Annotated in this window: 16 protein-coding genes; 1 reads left to right on the top strand and 15 read right to left on the bottom strand. The window is 66.7% G+C overall.

Translation table 11 applies throughout. The features are described from left to right. Positions 1-48 precede the first annotated feature (48 nt). From ACIPXZ_RS13675 to ACIPXZ_RS13610, 14 genes are all read right to left on the bottom strand, one after another. Positions 49-786, bottom strand: coding sequence for a hypothetical protein (locus ACIPXZ_RS13675; protein WP_400595201.1), 738 nt, complete (start codon positions 784-786; stop codon positions 49-51). A gap of 166 nt (positions 787-952) precedes the next feature. Next, positions 953-1,660: a hypothetical protein gene (locus ACIPXZ_RS13670; RefSeq protein WP_400595200.1), complete on the bottom strand. Its 708-nt coding sequence runs from the start codon at positions 1,658-1,660 to the stop codon at positions 953-955. A 90-nt stretch (positions 1,661-1,750) separates the two neighbouring features. Further along, the gene (locus ACIPXZ_RS13665) at positions 1,751-2,566 is read right to left on the bottom strand and encodes a GNAT family N-acetyltransferase (protein ID WP_400595198.1); all 816 of its coding nucleotides are present in this window, start codon (positions 2,564-2,566) and stop codon (positions 1,751-1,753) included. 19 nt (positions 2,567-2,585) lie between these two features. Next, on the bottom strand, positions 2,586-3,749 hold the full coding sequence (gene ispG, locus ACIPXZ_RS13660) for a flavodoxin-dependent (E)-4-hydroxy-3-methylbut-2-enyl-diphosphate synthase (protein WP_400595196.1): 1,164 nt from the start codon (positions 3,747-3,749) through the stop codon (positions 2,586-2,588). A 52-nt stretch (positions 3,750-3,801) separates the two neighbouring features. Beyond that, positions 3,802-4,095 carry a YciI family protein gene (locus ACIPXZ_RS13655; RefSeq protein WP_400595194.1) on the bottom strand — a complete coding sequence of 98 codons (294 nt, stop codon included), beginning with the start codon at positions 4,093-4,095 and terminating at the stop codon, positions 3,802-3,804. 100 nt (positions 4,096-4,195) lie between these two features. Continuing rightward, complete coding sequence (locus ACIPXZ_RS13650; protein WP_400595192.1) at positions 4,196-5,527, bottom strand: M50 family metallopeptidase; 1,332 nt, start codon at positions 5,525-5,527, stop codon at positions 4,196-4,198. A 34-nt stretch (positions 5,528-5,561) separates the two neighbouring features. Further along, entirely contained in the window at positions 5,562-6,731 is a 1,170-nt protein-coding gene (dxr, locus tag ACIPXZ_RS13645; RefSeq protein WP_400595190.1) for a 1-deoxy-D-xylulose-5-phosphate reductoisomerase, read from the bottom strand. Between the two features lie 314 nt (positions 6,732-7,045). Continuing rightward, positions 7,046-7,864: an HpcH/HpaI aldolase/citrate lyase family protein gene (locus ACIPXZ_RS13640; RefSeq protein ID WP_400595188.1), complete on the bottom strand. Its 819-nt coding sequence runs from the start codon at positions 7,862-7,864 to the stop codon at positions 7,046-7,048. Further along, positions 7,861-8,397 carry a MaoC family dehydratase gene (locus tag ACIPXZ_RS13635; RefSeq protein WP_400595186.1) on the bottom strand — a complete coding sequence of 179 codons (537 nt, stop codon included), beginning with the start codon at positions 8,395-8,397 and terminating at the stop codon, positions 7,861-7,863. Before ACIPXZ_RS13635 ends, ACIPXZ_RS13640 begins: the two co-directional genes overlap by 4 nt. Continuing rightward, complete coding sequence (locus ACIPXZ_RS13630; RefSeq protein ID WP_400595184.1) at positions 8,394-9,047, bottom strand: CoA transferase subunit B; 654 nt, start codon at positions 9,045-9,047, stop codon at positions 8,394-8,396. The genes ACIPXZ_RS13635 and ACIPXZ_RS13630 overlap by 4 nt, the downstream gene beginning before the upstream one ends. A gap of 3 nt (positions 9,048-9,050) precedes the next feature. Beyond that, complete coding sequence (locus tag ACIPXZ_RS13625; RefSeq protein ID WP_400595182.1) at positions 9,051-9,824, bottom strand: CoA transferase subunit A; 774 nt, start codon at positions 9,822-9,824, stop codon at positions 9,051-9,053. A gap of 40 nt (positions 9,825-9,864) precedes the next feature. After that, complete coding sequence (locus ACIPXZ_RS13620) at positions 9,865-11,028, bottom strand: acyl-CoA dehydrogenase family protein (protein WP_400595180.1); 1,164 nt, start codon at positions 11,026-11,028, stop codon at positions 9,865-9,867. An 8-nt stretch (positions 11,029-11,036) separates the two neighbouring features. After that, complete coding sequence (locus ACIPXZ_RS13615; protein WP_400595178.1) at positions 11,037-13,286, bottom strand: biotin carboxylase N-terminal domain-containing protein; 2,250 nt, start codon at positions 13,284-13,286, stop codon at positions 11,037-11,039. 2 nt (positions 13,287-13,288) lie between these two features. Next, positions 13,289-14,896 (bottom strand): carboxyl transferase domain-containing protein, encoded by a 1,608-nt coding sequence (locus ACIPXZ_RS13610; protein WP_400595176.1) that lies wholly within the window; start codon positions 14,894-14,896, stop codon positions 13,289-13,291. 105 nt (positions 14,897-15,001) lie between these two features. On the opposite strand from ACIPXZ_RS13610, the gene ACIPXZ_RS13605 reads away from it, so the two are divergent. Continuing rightward, positions 15,002-15,613 carry a TetR/AcrR family transcriptional regulator gene (locus tag ACIPXZ_RS13605; RefSeq protein WP_400595174.1) on the top strand — a complete coding sequence of 204 codons (612 nt, stop codon included), beginning with the start codon at positions 15,002-15,004 and terminating at the stop codon, positions 15,611-15,613. Positions 15,614-15,688: 75 nt separating this feature from the next. Here the strand turns inward: ACIPXZ_RS13605 and ACIPXZ_RS13600 are convergent, their stop codons facing one another. Further along, positions 15,689-16,981 (bottom strand): dihydrolipoamide acetyltransferase family protein, encoded by a 1,293-nt coding sequence (locus ACIPXZ_RS13600; RefSeq protein ID WP_400595172.1) that lies wholly within the window; start codon positions 16,979-16,981, stop codon positions 15,689-15,691.

The raw sequence follows: 16,981 nt of genomic DNA, 5'->3' as shown, positions 1-16,981 counted from the left end.
CCGACTCACACCCTCCTCAGCGGACTCGCGCCGTACGGCGCCAAGGCACTACTTGATCTGATCCGCCACGGCGTCCAGGGTCGCCGCGGCCTTCGTGGCGTCGGCGGCCGCATCCGTGGAGTTCAGACGGACCACCGTGATGCCCACGCCGCCCTTGAGTCCATTGACCACGACCTGGGTCATGGAGGTGCCCATCGAAGTCTTCGTGGTGCTCTTCAGAGCGACCACACCGGGCGTCTTCGCCTGGACCGGGATCATCTCGTTGCTGCTCTCCGCCTTCTGGCCGGCCACCTCCACGGTGACGTCCTTGCACTTCTCCAGGCTCGCGCGGCTCTTGTCCATGTTCGAGGCCATGGCGCTTTCATCCAGCCCGGAGATCAGCGAGATGGACGAGGTCGGGATGCCTTGAGCATCAGCGCCGGCGGTCGCCGTGGCGACCGAGATGCCGTCGAGCATCTGCAGGCTGGATCCCAGATTCGTCGCACCACATTCGGCCGGGGTGATCTTGGTAGCGGAAGCGAGCGACTTCGCCGCGTCCAGTGCCTTCTTCATGTCCGCGGTCGGCAGGATCTTGAAGGTCTCGCCGGAGGCCTTCTCGGAGGCTTGCAGCAATCCAGTGAGCTCGGCCTCGGAGTACTTCTTGAAAGCCACGGTCTCCTGGGTGGGCGCGGAGGACGCGGAACCACCCCCGGAAGAACCGGTGGAACTGGCCGGTGCCGAGCAGGCGGTCACTGCAAGCGTGGCCACGGCGGTGGCGGTCAGGACGAGACGACGGACGTTCTTCATAGCGTTTCCCCGATCAAAAAGGCGATTCCTGGGCTGTAATGGCCCTCGCAGTCATTATTCCATTCACTGAAGAAAAGTGCGATGGGGAGACCTTCCCATCACGGGTGTGACGAAACCGGCCGGTTCGGATAAGGCACCGTGTTCACGACCACCACGGCTGAACCGTTCAGCCCTGCCGGAGAAGGTTCGCGGTCCTCTCGGCCAGACGACTGGCCAGGGACACGACATCTGCCTGGCCGGTGCGACCGGACACGGCGACCTCCACCCGAACGGTGCCGACCGTCGCCTGGACCAGAGCCGTGTCCGTGGACCAGCTGCTGAGATTCGTGGACGTCAGCTTCCAGGACTCCGCCTGCGGCAGATGAGGACCTGCCGCCCGGGTGATACGGACCATCATCTCCTGCTGATCGACGCTCATCCGCACATCAGAGCAGGGGATCAGCACCAGGAGGTCCTTGCCGATCCGCTTGAGATCGCTTTCCGATCCGGACAGCAGACGGACACCGTAGTGGAGCGTTCCCTCCCCGGCCGCACCGGCGACGTTCAGTCTTCTGCGCACGGCCGCATTCGTCTCGGGGGGTTCGCTGACGCAGTCTTCCGGGAAGACTTTGGCGTGCTGCACCTCCAGCGCCGACTGACTCTCGGCTGCCTGCAGGTCCTCCGCTGAGACCAGGGTGAGGACGCCGCCGTACGGTCCTCTCAAACGGCTGAGGACATCCTCAAGCTCAGTCGCGGACTTCACGGCGGACGACGGCGGCTGAGCTGCGCTCGCATCGTTGAGTCCGAGCGCGGTCCGTGGCACCGTGACGGCGCAAGCCGACGTCAGCAGCATCCCCGTCACGGCGACGATGCCCAAAAGTGTGCGTTTCCCCATGGCCCCATTCCCCTGAACTGAGTTCACGGTAGGTGTCCCGCGAGGAACAGACAAGGGGAGCCGACGAATTTTCTCCGTACAGCACGTTTCTCAGTACAGGACCGTGGCGAACTCGGCGTGCTGCCGGAAACCCACACGCTCGTACATCTTGCGTGCCGCGGTGTTGTAGTCGTTCACGTACAGCGTCGCCGTTCCGGCAACCTTCCGGGAATGCCCGACGACGGCGGCCATATGTGCCGCACTCAGCCCCCGTCCGCGGAACGAGGGGTGCATCCAGACACCTTGTATCTGGCAGACGCTCTCCGTCACCACTCCCAGATCAGCCTTGAACAGGACCTGGCCCGACGCATCGAAACGAGCCAGAGTATGCCCGTCCCGCAAAAGATTCATGACTCTGCGACGGTAGACCTCCTGGCCTCCGAGGAAGGGCGAATACCCCACTTCCTCCTCGAACATCGCGGCCGAGGCCGGGAGGATCCGTTCGAAGTCCTCGGCGCCTGCCACCGCGACGCCCGGTTCGACGTCGGTGGTCACGGGCCCGGCGTGGACCAGGAAAGGCTGTGACGCACGGACCTCCAGGGCCCGGTGTCCGTAAGACTCCAAGGCGGCGTGAAGCGCGAGCACCGCGTCCCGCGGCCCGAAAACCGAGGCGTATCTGCTGGAGCGGCTGTGGATCGCATAGGCGAACAACGGTGCGAGCTCCGGATCCAGGCCGACCGGGACGACATTGGCCCCGGCCCAGCAGGCCGCGGTGAGTTCACCGCCGTCGAACACGCCGAACACCGTGGCACCCGCCGACCACCACGGCCGGCTGGTCTGCGCCAGAATGAAGGCGTTGACGGCCTCGTCGTGCAGGGCCAGGGCCCTGAGGGCGGGAAGGTCCTCGTCCACCAGTTCACGGATCATGGACCCTCCCGTCACACCATCAGGAGACGGAGACCACTGGACTGCCGGAGGGAGCGCTCGGGTCATCGGACTCCATCTCCTCGGCGATACGCATGGCTTCTTCGATCAGTGTCTCAACGATCTCATGCTCGGGGACAGTCTTGATGACCTTGCCCTTCACAAAGATCTGGCCCTTGCCGTTTCCGGATGCCACCCCGAGATCGGCCTCGCGGGCCTCTCCGGGACCGTTCACCACGCAGCCCATGACAGCCACGCGCAGCGGCACCTCCATGCCTTCCAGACCGGAGGTGACCTGCTCTGCCAAGGTGTACACGTCCACCTGAGCGCGGCCGCAGGACGGGCAGGAGACGATCTCCAGCTTGCGCGGACGAAGATTCAGCGATTGCAGGATCTGGTTTCCGACCTTGACCTCCTCCACGGGAGGTGCCGAGAGTGAGACGCGGATGGTGTCGCCGATGCCCTTGGAGAGCAAGGCGCCGAACGCCGTCGCGGACTTGATGGTGCCCTGGAATGCCGGACCGGCCTCCGTGACGCCCAGGTGGAGAGGCCAGTCGCCCTTCTCGGCAAGCATCTCGTAGGCGGCCACCATGACCACGGGGTCATTGTGCTTGACCGAGATCTTGAAGTCGTGGAAGCCGTGCTCCTCGAAAAGGCTCGCCTCCCACACGGCCGACTCGACCAGCGCCTCCGGGGTGGCCTTGCCGTACTTCTTCAGCAGGCTCGGTTCCAGGGAACCTGCGTTCACACCGATACGGATCGAAGTGCCATGGTCCTTGGCGGCCTGCGCGATCTCCTTGACCTGATCGTCGAACTTGCGGATGTTTCCGGGATTCACCCGCACCGCCGCGCAGCCGGCCTCGATGGCGGCGAAGACGTACTTGGGCTGGAAGTGGATGTCCGCGATCACTGGGATCTGCGACTTCTTGGCGATGATCGGCAAGGCCGCGGCATCATCGGCGGAAGGACACGCCACACGCACGATGTCGCAGCCGGACGCCGTGAGTTCAGCGATCTGCTGAAGCGTGGCGTTGATGTCGGTGGTGGGCGTGGTGGTCATGGACTGCACGCTGATGGGCGAGTCCGATCCGACTCCCACCGGGCCCACCTTGATCTGGCGGGTCTTGCGCCGCGGTGCAAGCACGGGCGGCGGGGCGGACGGCATTCCAAGGCTGACCGATGTCACGTGTGGTTCCTCAGTTCCTGGTCTTAAGGCTGTTCTGGCTGAGCGGGGGCCGTCAGACGGCGAATTCGGTGAAGCGGCCGATCACCGGGTTCCAGTCGCGTGCCGTGGTCTGAGCCACCGCACCGTTGATCTGGAACGGGTCCTGGCGCAGCAACGCGTCCAGCGCGGGCTGGTCCTCGGCAACCATCACGAGCAGGGCGCCCGCCCCTGAATCCACAGGTCCGGAAGCGAGTACCGTGCCTTCCTCGGCCAGGGAGCCGAGCCAGGCGCGGTGAGCGGGACGGAATTCATCGCGCACGGCCGCAGTGGCGGCGTCGTACACGTATTCCACGGCGAAAACAGTCATGTGGTTACTCTATCCCTCACAGCTGGGCGGATGGTGAGGCCGCGACTGTGACGCTGACCGCTGACGACGGCGCAGCGCAGAGGAGCGCCGACGTCGCCGATCAGCCGAAGATGTTCACCGGTTTCACGATGTCCGCGTAGATGAGCACGACGCTCATCAGCATCAGCACCCCGGCGACACCGTAGGTCAGCGGCAGCAGCTTGGCCAGATCGAAGGGGCCCGGATCGGGACGGCGGAACAGATGGGCGATGCCCCTGCGCACCGCTTCGTAAAGCGCCCCGGCGACGTGGCCGCCGTCCAGCGGGGGCAACGGGATCAGGTTGAAGATCGCGAGTGCGAAGTTCAGGCCCGCCAGAATGCCCACGAGGGTCGCGATGCGCCCGTCGAGCGGGACGGCCTCCATCGAGGAGACTTCACCCGCCACACGTCCGACACCCACCACACTGATGGGGCCGTTGGGATCGCGCGGTTCGGAGCTGAAGGCCGCCTTGGCGACGCCGACCACCCGGGCCGGCAGATCGAGGACCACGTGGCTGACCTGAGAGATCTGCGTTCCGACGGCGGGCAGGACGGACTCCGGGCCCTGCGGCACCATGCCCTGCTGCGGTCCGACCCCGATGAATCCGACGTCCTGGGTCAGGGCCTTGCCGCTTGCGTCCTTCTGCGGCTGCCCGTCGGCGCCGTAGACGGGCCGTGCCGTGAGCACGGGTGTGATGGTCGTGGTGGTCTGCTGCCCGGCGCGTTCGTAGACGAGCGGAACCTTCCGGCCCGCGGACTGGCGGATCTGCTCCGTGAACGCGTTCCAGTCCGTCACGGGCTTGCCATCGAAGCTGACGATGGTGTCCCCCGGCTTGAGCCCGGCGGCAGCGGCGGGTGCCGGCACACAGTTCTTGGTGTCCGTGTTGTTCTCCTGGCCCTGAGTGGCCTGACAGGCCGAGACCGTGGAGAGCGTGGTGGTGGCCTGGGCGGTGCCGAACCCCATCAGCAGGATCGCCGTGAAGAGGATGCCGAGCACGATGTTCATGGCCGGACCACCGAGCATGATGATGATCTTCTTCCAGACCGGCAGACGGTAGAAGACGCGGTTCTCATCCCCCGGCCCGACCTCCTCACTGGCGGCGTTCCGGGCCTCGCGCGCCAGGTTCTGGAACATCCCGGTGCTCGATGCCCGGTAGCTGCCGTCCTCCGGGTTGGGCGGGTACATGCCGATCATCTGCACGTAGCCACCCAGCGGCAGCGCCTTGATCCCGTACTCCGTCTCCCCCTTCGTCCGCGAGAAGACCGTGGGGCCGAAGCCGATCATGTACCGGGTCACCCGGACCTTGAACAATTTGGCGGGTACCAGGTGCCCGACTTCGTGCAGGGCGATCGAGATCGCGATGCCCACTGCCACGAAGAGCACACCCGCCAGGAAAAGCAGTGCCCCGGTCATTCTCGCCAGCCTCCGACGTCGTTGAGGTTATTCATCAGGAGGACAAACGTTCATGAGCGCGTTTCCGTGCCCAGCGTTCCGCGGCGAGCACGGATTCGAGGCTGAGTTCCGCGTGATCGGAGTGTTCGGCGAGTACCGCCTCGACCGTGTCTACGATCTCCGTGAACCGGATCTCGCCGCGGTGGAAGGCCAGCACGGCTTCCTCGTTGGCCGCATTGAAGACTGCGGGGTGGGTGCCGCCCTGCTTGGCGGCGTCCTTGGCGAGGTCGACGGCGGGGAACGCCACCGGGTCAAGCGGCTCGAAGGTCCATTGGGTGGCCTGTGTCCAGTCGCACGGGCTGGCGGCATGGGCGACGCGTTCCGGCCAGGCCATGCCGAGGGCGATCGGCAGACGCATGTCCGGCGGGGAGGCCTGGGCGATCGAGGAACCGTCGACGAACTGCACCATGGAGTGGACCACGGACTGGGGGTGCACGACGACGTCGATCCGGTCCAGCGGCACATCGAAGAGCAGATGCGCTTCGATCACTTCCAGTCCCTTGTTGACCAGGCTGGCCGAGTTGGTGGTGACCATGAGGCCCATGTCCCAGGTGGGGTGCGCCAAAGCCTCCTCAGGGGTCACCTCCCGCAGCTCGGCAAGGCTGCGGCCGCGGAACGGGCCGCCCGAAGCGGTCAGGACCAACCGGTCCACTTCGGCTCCAGTGCCGGACCGGAGGCACTGGGCGATGGCGGAGTGCTCCGAGTCCACGGGGACGATCTGGCCGGTTCTGGCCCGTTCCTTGACCAGGGCGCCGCCGACGATCAGGGATTCCTTGTTGGCCAGGGCCAGGGTCGCGCCGCTGTCCAGCGCCGCGAGCGTGGGCTCCAAGCCGATGGAACCCGTGATGCCGTTGAGGACCACGTCGACTGGAATGGCCGCGATCCGGGTGGATGCGTCGGGACCGAAGAAGAGTTCCGGAGAATAATCCCGGGCCCCTGCGCGAGCGGATTCATCGGCGAGGAGCTCCCGGAAGCGGGCCTCACTGCCGGATGCGACGCCGACGGCTTCCGCCCGCACGTGGACCGCCTGCCGGGCGAGCAGTTCGAGGTTGCCGCCACCCGCGCTGAGCGCCGTGACGCTGAAGCGGTGTGGGGCGCCGTCGACGACGTCGATCGCCTGGGTGCCGATGGAACCGGTGGAGCCGAGCAGGGTCACTGAGCGCATGGTTCCAGTATCCCGGAGAACACTGTGCTCTGCCGAACGGGCTGCTGGACGGGAGCTGGAGGCGGCCGAGCGGGAGCCCTCGCCCTGACCGGCTGCGCCCCCGGTTCCCGGCCGCAATTGGTCCCTTGGCCCCGTCATTTCTGCTCTCACCCCGGCCGAGCCCGCTAGTTCTGTGCGAACTCGCTCCGTGAGTGAGCGAGTTCGCACAGAACTAGCGGGCTCGGCGGACGGGACGGCAGAGGATCAGCAGTCCCACCGAAGGAACGGTACGGGAATGGCGGGCGTGGCCCCCGACGGGCCGGATACGGAGTCGTTCAGGCCTGCCCGGCCCGTCGGAGGACCGATTCGGCATGGCGGAGGATGGGACCGTCGATCATCCGGCCTTCGTGGCTGAAGACACCGTTGCCCGCGGCCGCAGCCGCCTCCAGGAGTTCGCGGGCTTCCCGGACGGCGTCCTCACTCGGCCGGTAGGAGGCCCGGACCGCAGCCACCTGGGATGGGTGGATGCAGGCCTTGGCTGCGAAGCCTGAAGCGACGGCGTCCTCGGCCTCCGCCGTCAGACCCTCCAGATCCGGGATGTTCACGTACACGGCATCGATCGCCGCCTTGCCGAATGACCCCGCGGCCAGCAGCACCTGGGAACGGGCATGCAGGGCCACGGCCCGGTACTGTCCTCCCGTGTCCCGGCTGGAGGTGCCGCCCAGAGACGCGATGAGGTCCTCGGCGCCCCACATGAGCCCCAGAACATTGGGCCGGGCGGCGATCTCGGCAGAATGAAGGACCCCGCGAGCAGTCTCGCAGAGGGCGAGCACCTGATACCCGGCCAGGGCATCGAGCTGCTCGGCGCTCTCCGCCTTGGCCAGCATGAGCGTCCGGTACGGTGTTTTGGCCACAGCCGCCAGATCGAGCTTCAGATCAGGGGTCCCCACGGGGTTCACGCGGACGACCGTGCGCGCCGGATCGAGGAGGTTCGCGGAATCCGCCAGCGCCTCGCGGGCGGCGGCCTTGTCTCCGGGCGCGACGGCGTCCTCAAGGTCGAGGATGACCGTATCGGAGCGGTCGGCGGCCTTGGCATAGCGTTCCGGCCGGTCGGCGGGGCAGAAGAGAAGACTGGGTCCCAGGGTGAACGTCATGTCTCCAGTCTCCCCCGTCCCCGCTCGGCTTCCTCATGCGCCTCGCGCGTCCACATGAGGGTCGTCCGTCGTGCGAGGGCCACCACTTTGCCGTGCTGATTGTGGCCGGTGTGCTGGAAAGTCACGACACCCTGCCCGGGCCTCGACTTCGAGAGCCTCCGTTCCAGCACCGTGGTCTCCGTGTACAGCGTGTCACCGTGGAAGAGCGGAGCGGGGAAGCTGATCTCATCCAGACCCAGCTGCGCGATGATGGTCCCCGCCGTCAGCTGAGGAACCGATTGGCCCACCAGCGTGGCGAGGGTGAGCATCGAGTTGACCAGCCGTTGCCCGAAAGGCTGGCTCTCGCTCCAGGCGGCATCCAGGTGCAAGGCCTGGGTGTTCATGGTGAGCGTGGTGAAGAGGACGTTGTCCGCTTCCGTCAGGGTGCGCCCGGGACGGTGGACGTAGACGGCACCGTCCTCCAGTTCGTCGAAGTACAGTCCTCGCTGGACGATGCGCCGGGCCTCGGGCGCGCTGTCGTTCCGCTCGCTCATACTGCATCCACGTCGTGCATCTCGACCCGCAGCTCCGCACCGGTCGCGGCCAGGACCTCGTCGGTGCTGACGCCGGGCGCGGTCTCCCGCAGCACCAGTCCGTCCTCGGTGACGTCGATGACCGCCAGATCCGTGATGATCCGGTCGACGCAGCCCTTGCCGGTCAGGGGCAGGGTGCACTCCGTGACGATCTTCGGGTTGCCGTTGCGATCCACGTGTTCCATCATCACGATGAGCCGCTTGGCGCCGAACACGAGGTCCATCGCCCCGCCCATTCCTTTGACCATCTTCCCGGGGATCATCCAGTTCGCCAGATCGCCGTTCTGCGCGACCTCCATGGCACCCAGAACCGCCACGTCCACATGCCCACCGCGAACCATGCCGAAGGACAGCGCCGAGTCGAAGAACGCGGCGCCCTTCTTGACGGTCACGGTCTCCTTGCCCGCGTTGATGAGATCCGGGTCCACGGCGTCCTCCACCGGGTACGGCCCTGTTCCGAGGATTCCGTTCTCCGAGTGGAGCACCACTTCCACCCCGTCCGGGATGTAGTTCGGGATGAGTGTCGGCATGCCGATCCCTAGATTGACGTACTGGCCGTTCTGCAGTTCACGGGCCACCCTGGCCGCCAGTTGGTTCCTGTCCAGTGCCACGGTTCAGCCCTCGCCTTCCACTCGCACGGTCCGCTTCTCGATGCGTTTCTCCGCTTGCGGCGTTCCCGCCGGAACGTGGACCACGCGCTGCACGAAGATGCCGGGCACGTGGATGTGCTCGGGATCCAGCTCACCCGGTTCCACGAGTTCTTCGACTTCGGCGATGGTGATCTTCCCGGCCATGGCACAGAGCGGATTGAAGTTCATGGCGGTGGCGTGGAACATCAGGTTCCCGTGCCGGTCGCCTTTCGCCGCGTGAACCAGCGCGAAGTCCGGGGTGAGTGACTCCTCCAGCACGTAGTCGGCGCCGTTGAAACTGCGCACCTCCTTGGGCGAGGAGGCGAGCGCGACCCCGCCCGCGCCGTCGTACTTCTGAGGCAGGCCGCCCTCCGCCACCTGGGTGCCCACCCCGGCCGTGGTGTAGAAGGCCGGGATGCCAGCGCCCCCGGCCCGGAGTTTCTCCGCCAGGGTCCCCTGGGGGGTCAGGACGACTTCCAGCTCACCGGCCAGGAACTGCCGCGCGAATTCCTTGTTCTCCCCCACGTAGGAACTGATGGTCCGGCGGATCCGGCCGTCCGAGAGCAGGATTCCGAGCCCCCAGTCGTCCACACCGCAGTTATTGCTGACCGTCTCCAGCTCGCGCGTCCCTTGCCGGTGCAAGGCGTCGATGAGGGCCACCGGGATGCCGCACAACCCGAAACCGCCGACGGCGAGCGAAGCACCGTCATGAATATCCGCCACCGCGCGCTCGGCGCTGCTGACCACTTTGTCGATCATGTTCCGATCCTCTCCTGTGGCGTCATCGTTTTCCAGAGCCTCAGAGTCCCAGTTCGCGGGCGATGAGCATGAGCTGAACCTCTGTGGTGCCTTCACCGATTTCCAGGATCTTGGAGTCCCGGTAGTGGCGTGCGACGGAGAATTCGTTGATGAAGCCGTAGCCTCCGAACACCTGGGTGGCATCCCGCGCATTGTCCATGGCTGCTTCACCCGCCACCATCTTGGCGATGGCGGCCTGGGCCTTGAACGGTTTGCCTACCAGCATGCGGGCTGCCGCGTCGTAATAGGCCAGGCGGGCCGTGTGGGCGCGAGCCTGCATCCGCGCGATCTTGAACTGGATCGCCTGGTATTTGCCGATCATGTTGCCGAAGGCGCTGCGCTCCTTGGCGTACTTCACGGCGGAGTCCACACAGCCCTGCGCCGCACCGGTGCCGAGTGCGGCGATCGCGATACGGCCCTCGTCCAGGATCGAGAGGAAGTTCGCGTAGCCACGGCCGCGAGTGCCCAGGAGGTTCTCCTCAGGCACCCGCACATCCTTCAGGCTGAGGGGGTGGGTGTCCGAGGCGTTCCAGCCCACCTTGTTGTAGGCCTTCTCGGCGGTGAAGCCAGGGGTGTCCGTGGGCACCAGGATGGTCGAGATCTCCTTCTTGACGCTGCCGTCGGGGCGCTCACTGCTGCCCGTCACAGCGGTGACCGTGACCAGCTTGGTGATGTCCGTTCCCGAGTTGGTGATGAACTCCTTGGAGCCGTTGATAACCCACTGGCCGTCCTGGAGTGAGGCTTTGGTCTTGGTCCCACCGGCGTCCGAACCGGCCTCTGACTCGGTCAGACCGAAGCCTGCGAGCGCCTGGCCCGAGGCCAAGGACGGCAGCCACTCCTCTTTCTGAGCATCGGTGCCGAAACGGTACACGGGCATGGCACCGAGCGAGACACCGGCTTCCAGCGTGATGGCCACGGACTGGTCCACCCGGCCGAGCTGCTCCAGTGCCAGGGCCAAGGCGAAGTAGTCGCCTCCCATGCCGCCGTACTCCTCCGGGAAGGGCAGGCCGAAGAGCCCCAGCTCGGCCATCCCGGCCACGACCTCGTACGGGAAGCTGTGCTCCTCGTCGTGCTTCTGCGAGACCGGCGCGACGACCTGGTCCGCGAAGTCGCGGACGGTGTCGCTGAGGTCCTGGTACTCCTCGGAGAGTTCAAAATCAGGCATGTCGTGTCCTAGTTCTCGTGTCCCGGATCTTCGGGGTGGATGGTGGCCACTGCGGCCTTGGCTTTGACCTGTTCGCCCTGTGTGACGCTCAGGTGCACGATGCCCCCGATGGGTGCGGTGAGCTGGTGTTCCATCTTCATGGCCTCGACGCTGAGGAGATGCCGCCCGGCCTCCACGCGCTCGCCGTCCTGCACCATGACGGCGACGACGGTTCCCGGCATGGGTGTCAGTACGCGAGGGTCGGTCTCGCCTTCGCTCCGTTCCAGTGCGGACAGGCGGCGGGCGAGAGCCTCTTCACGGCCGAGAAGTTCGACCTCGGCGCTCCACCCGTCACGGCCGATCCAGGCGGTGAACTCGCGGGGCACCGGACCGTCGGGGCTGAGGAACCGCGGCTGGCCGAGAACGTATTCACGCCGTTCGCCCGCCACGGTCGCCTCCACCGGACCGTGGAAGATCTGCGAGGTCTCGATCCGCACCGTCCGGCCTCCCGCGAGGGTCACCACGTTGTGGCCGCGTTCGGTGCGGTGGAAGGTGATCTGGTCCTCCCGGTCGCCCGTGACGAATGCCTCCAGCTCCACGCCGTCGACGGTCGCGTGGACCCGGCGAGGCCTGTGGACGCCGAGACGCCAGCCATCGGTCGTGGCCCACCCGGGTCCCAGCCCACGGCCGTTCCCGTCGGACTGTGCGCGTCGGGCCGCCGTGCCCATGTGGTCGGCGAGCACGGCAACGAAGGCCAGATCGGCGTCGTCCACTTCGTGGAAGGGGAAACCGTCCAGCTTCCGTTCGATCAGACCCGTGTCCAGACGCCCGGCCTGGACGTCCTCGTCCGCCAGAAGGAGCCGCAGGTACTCGACATTCGTGGACAGCCCGAGCAGCCGGTAGTTCGCCAGGGCCAGATCGATCTGGCGGAGGGCGTCCGCACGGTCCTCGCCGTGCACGATGACCTTCGCCAGCATGGGGTCGTAGTCCGAGCCGATGGTCTGGCCTTCATACAGCGAGGAGTCGATCCTCAGGCGTCGGGGCCATTCGGGCATCGAGTTGTGCACGCCGACGAAACGCGGGGCCGGACCCCGCCGGTGATACTCGTCGAGCAGCAGCACCGTGCCCGTGGCCGGGAGGAAGCCGTTGCGCGGGTCCTCCGCGTACACCCGGGCCTCGATCGCATGTCCGTTCAGCCGGATGTCGTCCTGCGCCAGGGTCAGCGGCTCACCCGCAGCCACCCGGAGCTGCTGCTCGACCAGATCCACCCCGGTCACCTCCTCGGTGACGGGGTGCTCCACCTGCAGCCGGGTGTTCATCTCCATGAAGAAGAACTCGTCGGGACGGTCGTCCGAGACCAGGAACTCCACGGTCCCTGCGCCCACATAGTCGACACTGAGCGCGGCATCACAGGCGGCGCGGCCCATGCGTTCACGGATCTCGGCACCCTGCGGCAATCCCTCCAGGAGCGCCGATGGGGCCTCCTCGATCACCTTCTGATGGCGCCTCTGCAGGGAGCATTCACGTTCTCCCAGATGAACGACGTTGCCGTGGGCGTCCGCCATGACCTGGACCTCGATGTGGCGCGGATTGCGCACCAGACGTTCGATGAACAGCGTGTCGTCACCGAAGGCGCTCGCTGCGATCCTGCGTGCCGTGGCGAGGCCGCCGTCGAGCTCTTCCGCCGTCTCCACGACGACCATCCCCTTGCCACCGCCACCGGCCGACGGCTTGATCAGGAGAGGGTAGCCGACGTCGGCTGCGTGCTCGCGCAGTTCCTCATCGCTGGGCGGCTTCCCGGGGACACCCGCGTAGCCGGGAACGGTCGGGACTCCGGAGGCGGACACGTGGTTCTTGGCGGTGATCTTGTCGCCCATCACGGCGAGCGCTTCCACCCCCGGGCCGATGAAGGTGACTCCGGCCTTGGCCAACGCCTCGGCGAACCGCGCGTTCTCGCTCAGGAAGCCGTAGCCGGGATGCACGGCCTGAGCACCGCTTTCGACGGCGGCGCGGACGACGGCGTCGATGTCCAGATAACTCTGAGTCGCAGCGGCGGGACCGATCCGGACGGCCTCATCGGCCAGCTGGACGTGAAGCGCATCGGCATCGGCGTCGCTGTAGACCGCGATGGAGCGGATGCCCAGCGAGCGCAGCGTGCGGATGATGCGGACCGCGATCTCTCCGCGGTTCGCGATGAGCACCGAGCCGAAAGGTGGCGGGGCTGATTCCGGGGCGACCGGAGGGCCAGGATGGCCCCCGAGGCTGAAAGCGAAATCCATGGTCACATCCTGAAAAGGCCGAAGGAGGTATCGGGCAGCGGTACGCGGGAAGCGGCGTCGAGGGCCAGACCCAGGACCCGGCGCGTGTCCGCAGGGTCGATGATGCCGTCATCCCAGAGCCTCGCGGTGGAGTAGTACGGATTGCCCTGCAATTCGTACTGTTCGCGGATCGGAGCCTTGAAGGCTTCCTCCTCCTCAGCGCTCCACTCCTGCCCGGATGCCCGGAGCTGGTCCCCCTTGACGGTGGCGAGCACGCTGGAGGCCTGGGCTCCTCCCATCACGGAGATCCTGGCAGCGGGCCACATCCAGAGGAAACGCGGACTGTAGGCACGGCCGCACATCGAGTAGTTGCCCGCCCCGAAAGAACCTCCGATGACGACGGTGAACTTGGGCACCCGGGCGGTGGCGACGGCGGTGACCATCTTGGCCCCGTCCCGTGCGATGCCGCCGTGTTCGGCATCCTTTCCGACCATGAATCCGGTGATGTTCTGCAGAAAGAGCAGCGGCACCCCGCGCTGGTCACAGAGCTCAATGAAGTGGGCGCCCTTACGGGCCGACTCGGAGAACAAGACACCGTTGTTCGCGACGATTCCCACGGGATGCCCGCAGACGTGGGCGAAACCGGTCACCAGGGTGTCCCCGTATTCCTTCTTGAACTCGTGGAACTCGCTGCCATCCACCAGGCGCGCAATGACCTCACGCACATCGTAGGAGGCGTTGACGTCCACCGGGACCGCACCGTACAGCTCCGCCGGATCCACCACCGGTTCACGGTTCGGCAGGACATCCCAGGCACGGGCAGGGGTCTCAGGGAGGGTGGCGACGATGTCACGGACGATCTGGAGGGCGTGTTCGTCGTTCTCGGCCAGATGATCGGCAACGCCGGAGATCCTGGCATGGACCTCACCGCCGCCCAGTTCCTCGGCGGTGACCACTTCGCCGATGGCCGCCTTCACCAACGGCGGACCACCCAGGAAGATGGTGCCCTGGTTCTTCACGATGACGGTCTCATCGCTCATGGCCGGGACATAAGCGCCTCCCGCCGTGCAGGAACCCAGCACGGCCGCGATCTGCGGGATCTTGCGTGCCGAAAGCTGCGCCTGGTTGTAGAAGATCCGGCCGAAATGATCCTTGGACGGGAACACCTCGTCCTGCATCGGCAGGAAGGCTCCACCGGAATCGACCAGGTAGACGCACGGGATCTCATTCTCCAGAGCGATCTCCTGGGCCCGGAGGTGCTTGCGGACGGTCATCGGATAGTAGGTGCCGCCCTTGACGGTGGCGTCGTTGCAGACCACCATCACCAGACGGCCCTCCACGACGCCGACTCCGGCGATCACCCCGGCCGCCGGGCTCGCGCCGTCGTACATGTCCTGAGCGGCGAGGGGCGCGACCTCCAGGAACGGGCTGCCCTCATCGAGCAAACGGTCCACGCGCTCGCGGGGCAGCAGTTTGCCACGGGACACATGCCGTTCGCGGGACTTCTCCGGGCCGCCCAGCGCCACTTGGGCGAGCGTGCGGCGCAATTCCTCCACGAGCGCGCGCTGCCCGGCCTCGTTGGCCTGGAACTGCGCCGATCCGGGGTCCACGGTGGTGGACAGAATCTCCATTGACCTGCTCTTTCGCCGAGCCGACGTCACATTTCAGTTAGTGACGTATAACTGAAATTGAGGTTAGTCTCTAATGACTGTGATGTCCACCACGAGGAGGATGCTGTGAGCGAAGCACCTGTCACGGCGCGCTCGGCGGCCAAAGAGGAACGCCGGAAGGCCCTGGTCTCCCACGCCGCGCGGCTCTTCGCCGAATCAGGCTTCGACAAGGTCTCCCTGGAGGCACTCGGCGCCGCAGTCGGCATGAGCGGCCCGGCGGTGTACCGTCATTTCCCCTCCAAGCAAGCAGTGCTGGACGAGCTGCTCCTCGGAGTCAGCCGCACCCTCCTCGACGGCGGACGTGGAGTGCTGGACGACGCAGAAGACGAGACACCGGCCCTCAACCGGCTCGTGGCCTTCCATACGGACTTCGCCCTCTCCCAGCCCGAGGTGATCCGGGTCCAGGACAGGGATCTCCAGGCTCTCTCCGAGCCCGGGAGAGCTCAGGTGCGGGAACTGCAGCGCGCCTACGTGGAACTCTGGGTGGATGCGCTGGGCCTGGAACTGCCGTCGGCGGACCCCCGGGAACGCAGACTCCGGGTCCACGCCTGCTTCGGCCTGATCAACTCCACACCTCACTCACTGCGGGAGCGGGGCCGCACCGTTCCCGCGCGGACGGCCCGTCCCGTCCTGGAGACGATGGCGCTGGCCGCTCTCACCGCCCCGCTGCCGGACTGACCTCAGCTGCCAGATTGACCCAGGCAGGCATTCCGCGGACACCGGGACGGTTCCCGGCGTCCGCGGAGAGCCTCCTCAGATCATGGTCAGGACCATGCCGGGGTCGCCCAGGATGGCACCCACGTCTGCGAGGAACCGGGAGCCCTGCTCGCCGTCCACGAGCCGGTGGTCGAAGGAAAGACTCAGGGTCATCATCTGCCGCAGCGCGATCTCACCGCGGTACTCCCACGGCTGCCTGCGCACCGAACCTACGGCCAGGATCCCGGCCTCGCCCGGATTGAGCATGGGCGTCCCCGCATCGATGCCGAAGACTCCGACGTTGGTGATGGTGAACGTGCCACCGCTGAGCGCCGCGGGCGTGGTCCGTGCCGCGCGGGCCTCATCCGCCAAGGCAGCCAAGGCCGCCGCGAGATCCTTCAGGCTCAGGGCGTCGGCATCCTTGATGTTGGGCACGGTCAGGCCACGAGGAGTGGCCGCCGCGATGCCCAGGTTCACGTAGTGGTACTGGATGATCTCCTGAGCGGCCTCGTCCCAGCGGGTGTTCAGCGTCGGGTTGTTCCCCAGAGCGACCAGCACCGCCTTGGCCACCAAGGTGAGAGGTGTCAGCTTCAGCCCTGCGAACGCCCGGTTCGCTTTCAGCCTGCCCAGGAGTTCCATGCTCTCGGTGACGTCGACGGTGAGGAACTCCGTGACCTGCGGCGCTGTGAAGGCACTCGCCACCATCGCCGCAGCGGTGTGCTTGCGCACCCCCTTGATCGGGGTACGGCTCTCCCGCGAACCGGGAACCGACGACGGCGCCGCGACGGCCTGCACCGGAGTGTCGCCGGAGGCGAACGCCGCGACGTCCTCCCGCGTGATGAGGCCGCGCTCCCCCGTCCCGGTCACCCTCTCCAGGTCGACTCCGAGGTCCTTGGCGAGCTTGCGGACCGGCGGGGTGGACCGCGGACGCTCCGCGCCGACCACCGCGGGCGCGGGGGCAGCCTCTGCCGAGCTGCTGATGGCCGGCCGCACCGCTGCACCGGTCCGGGGCCGTCGTGAGGGCCGCCCGCTCTTCTCGACGACGGCGCCGTAGCCCACCAGATTCGCCTCGCGCCGCGGCTCCTGGCCGCCGTCGTCGTCGGATGCAGCGCCCTCGATGTCGAAGGAGACGAGCGGCTGTCCTACTTCCACCACGGTGCCCGGTTCGGCATGCAGGACCGAGATGACGCCGGTGAAGGGCGACGGCAGCTCCACTACGGCCTTGGCGGTCTCCACCTCGGCGATCACCTGGTTGAGTTCAACCGGCTGGCCGGGCTCCACCTTCCAGGACACCACTTCCGATTCGGTGAGCCCCTCGCCAAGATCGGGCAGCTTGAAAACCTTGATCAT

The organism is Arthrobacter sp. NPDC090010 (assembly GCF_044748305.1).
In the GTDB taxonomy this organism is placed as follows: Bacteria; Actinomycetota; Actinomycetes; order Actinomycetales; family Micrococcaceae; genus Arthrobacter_E.
Note: the sequence above shows the minus strand (reverse complement) of the source record. Positions and strands in the feature narration are given on the sequence as shown.

What these genes read in the sequence shown, in the direction of transcription:
- ACIPXZ_RS13640 (WP_400595188.1), bottom strand. Translation starts at nt 7,864, where the DNA reads ATGACGTTCACCCTGGGACCCAGTCTTCTCTTCTGCCCCGCCGACCGG.
- ACIPXZ_RS13615 (WP_400595178.1), bottom strand. Translation starts at nt 13,286, where the DNA reads ATGGATTTCGCTTTCAGCCTCGGGGGCCATCCTGGCCCTCCGGTCGCC.
- ACIPXZ_RS13620 (WP_400595180.1), bottom strand. Translation starts at nt 11,028, where the DNA reads ATGCCTGATTTTGAACTCTCCGAGGAGTACCAGGACCTCAGCGACACC.
- ACIPXZ_RS13635 (WP_400595186.1), bottom strand. Translation starts at nt 8,397, where the DNA reads ATGAGCGAGCGGAACGACAGCGCGCCCGAGGCCCGGCGCATCGTCCAG.
- ACIPXZ_RS13655 (WP_400595194.1), bottom strand. Translation starts at nt 4,095, where the DNA reads ATGACTGTTTTCGCCGTGGAATACGTGTACGACGCCGCCACTGCGGCC.
- ACIPXZ_RS13600 (WP_400595172.1), bottom strand. Translation starts at nt 16,981, where the DNA reads ATGATCAAGGTTTTCAAGCTGCCCGATCTTGGCGAGGGGCTCACCGAA.
- ACIPXZ_RS13665 (WP_400595198.1), bottom strand. Translation starts at nt 2,566, where the DNA reads ATGATCCGTGAACTGGTGGACGAGGACCTTCCCGCCCTCAGGGCCCTG.
- ACIPXZ_RS13650 (WP_400595192.1), bottom strand. Translation starts at nt 5,527, where the DNA reads ATGACCGGGGCACTGCTTTTCCTGGCGGGTGTGCTCTTCGTGGCAGTG.
- dxr (WP_400595190.1), bottom strand. Translation starts at nt 6,731, where the DNA reads ATGCGCTCAGTGACCCTGCTCGGCTCCACCGGTTCCATCGGCACCCAG.
- ACIPXZ_RS13670 (WP_400595200.1), bottom strand. Translation starts at nt 1,660, where the DNA reads ATGGGGAAACGCACACTTTTGGGCATCGTCGCCGTGACGGGGATGCTG.
- ACIPXZ_RS13625 (WP_400595182.1), bottom strand. Translation starts at nt 9,824, where the DNA reads ATGATCGACAAAGTGGTCAGCAGCGCCGAGCGCGCGGTGGCGGATATT.
- ACIPXZ_RS13610 (WP_400595176.1), bottom strand. Translation starts at nt 14,896, where the DNA reads ATGGAGATTCTGTCCACCACCGTGGACCCCGGATCGGCGCAGTTCCAG.
- ACIPXZ_RS13675 (WP_400595201.1), bottom strand. Translation starts at nt 786, where the DNA reads ATGAAGAACGTCCGTCGTCTCGTCCTGACCGCCACCGCCGTGGCCACG.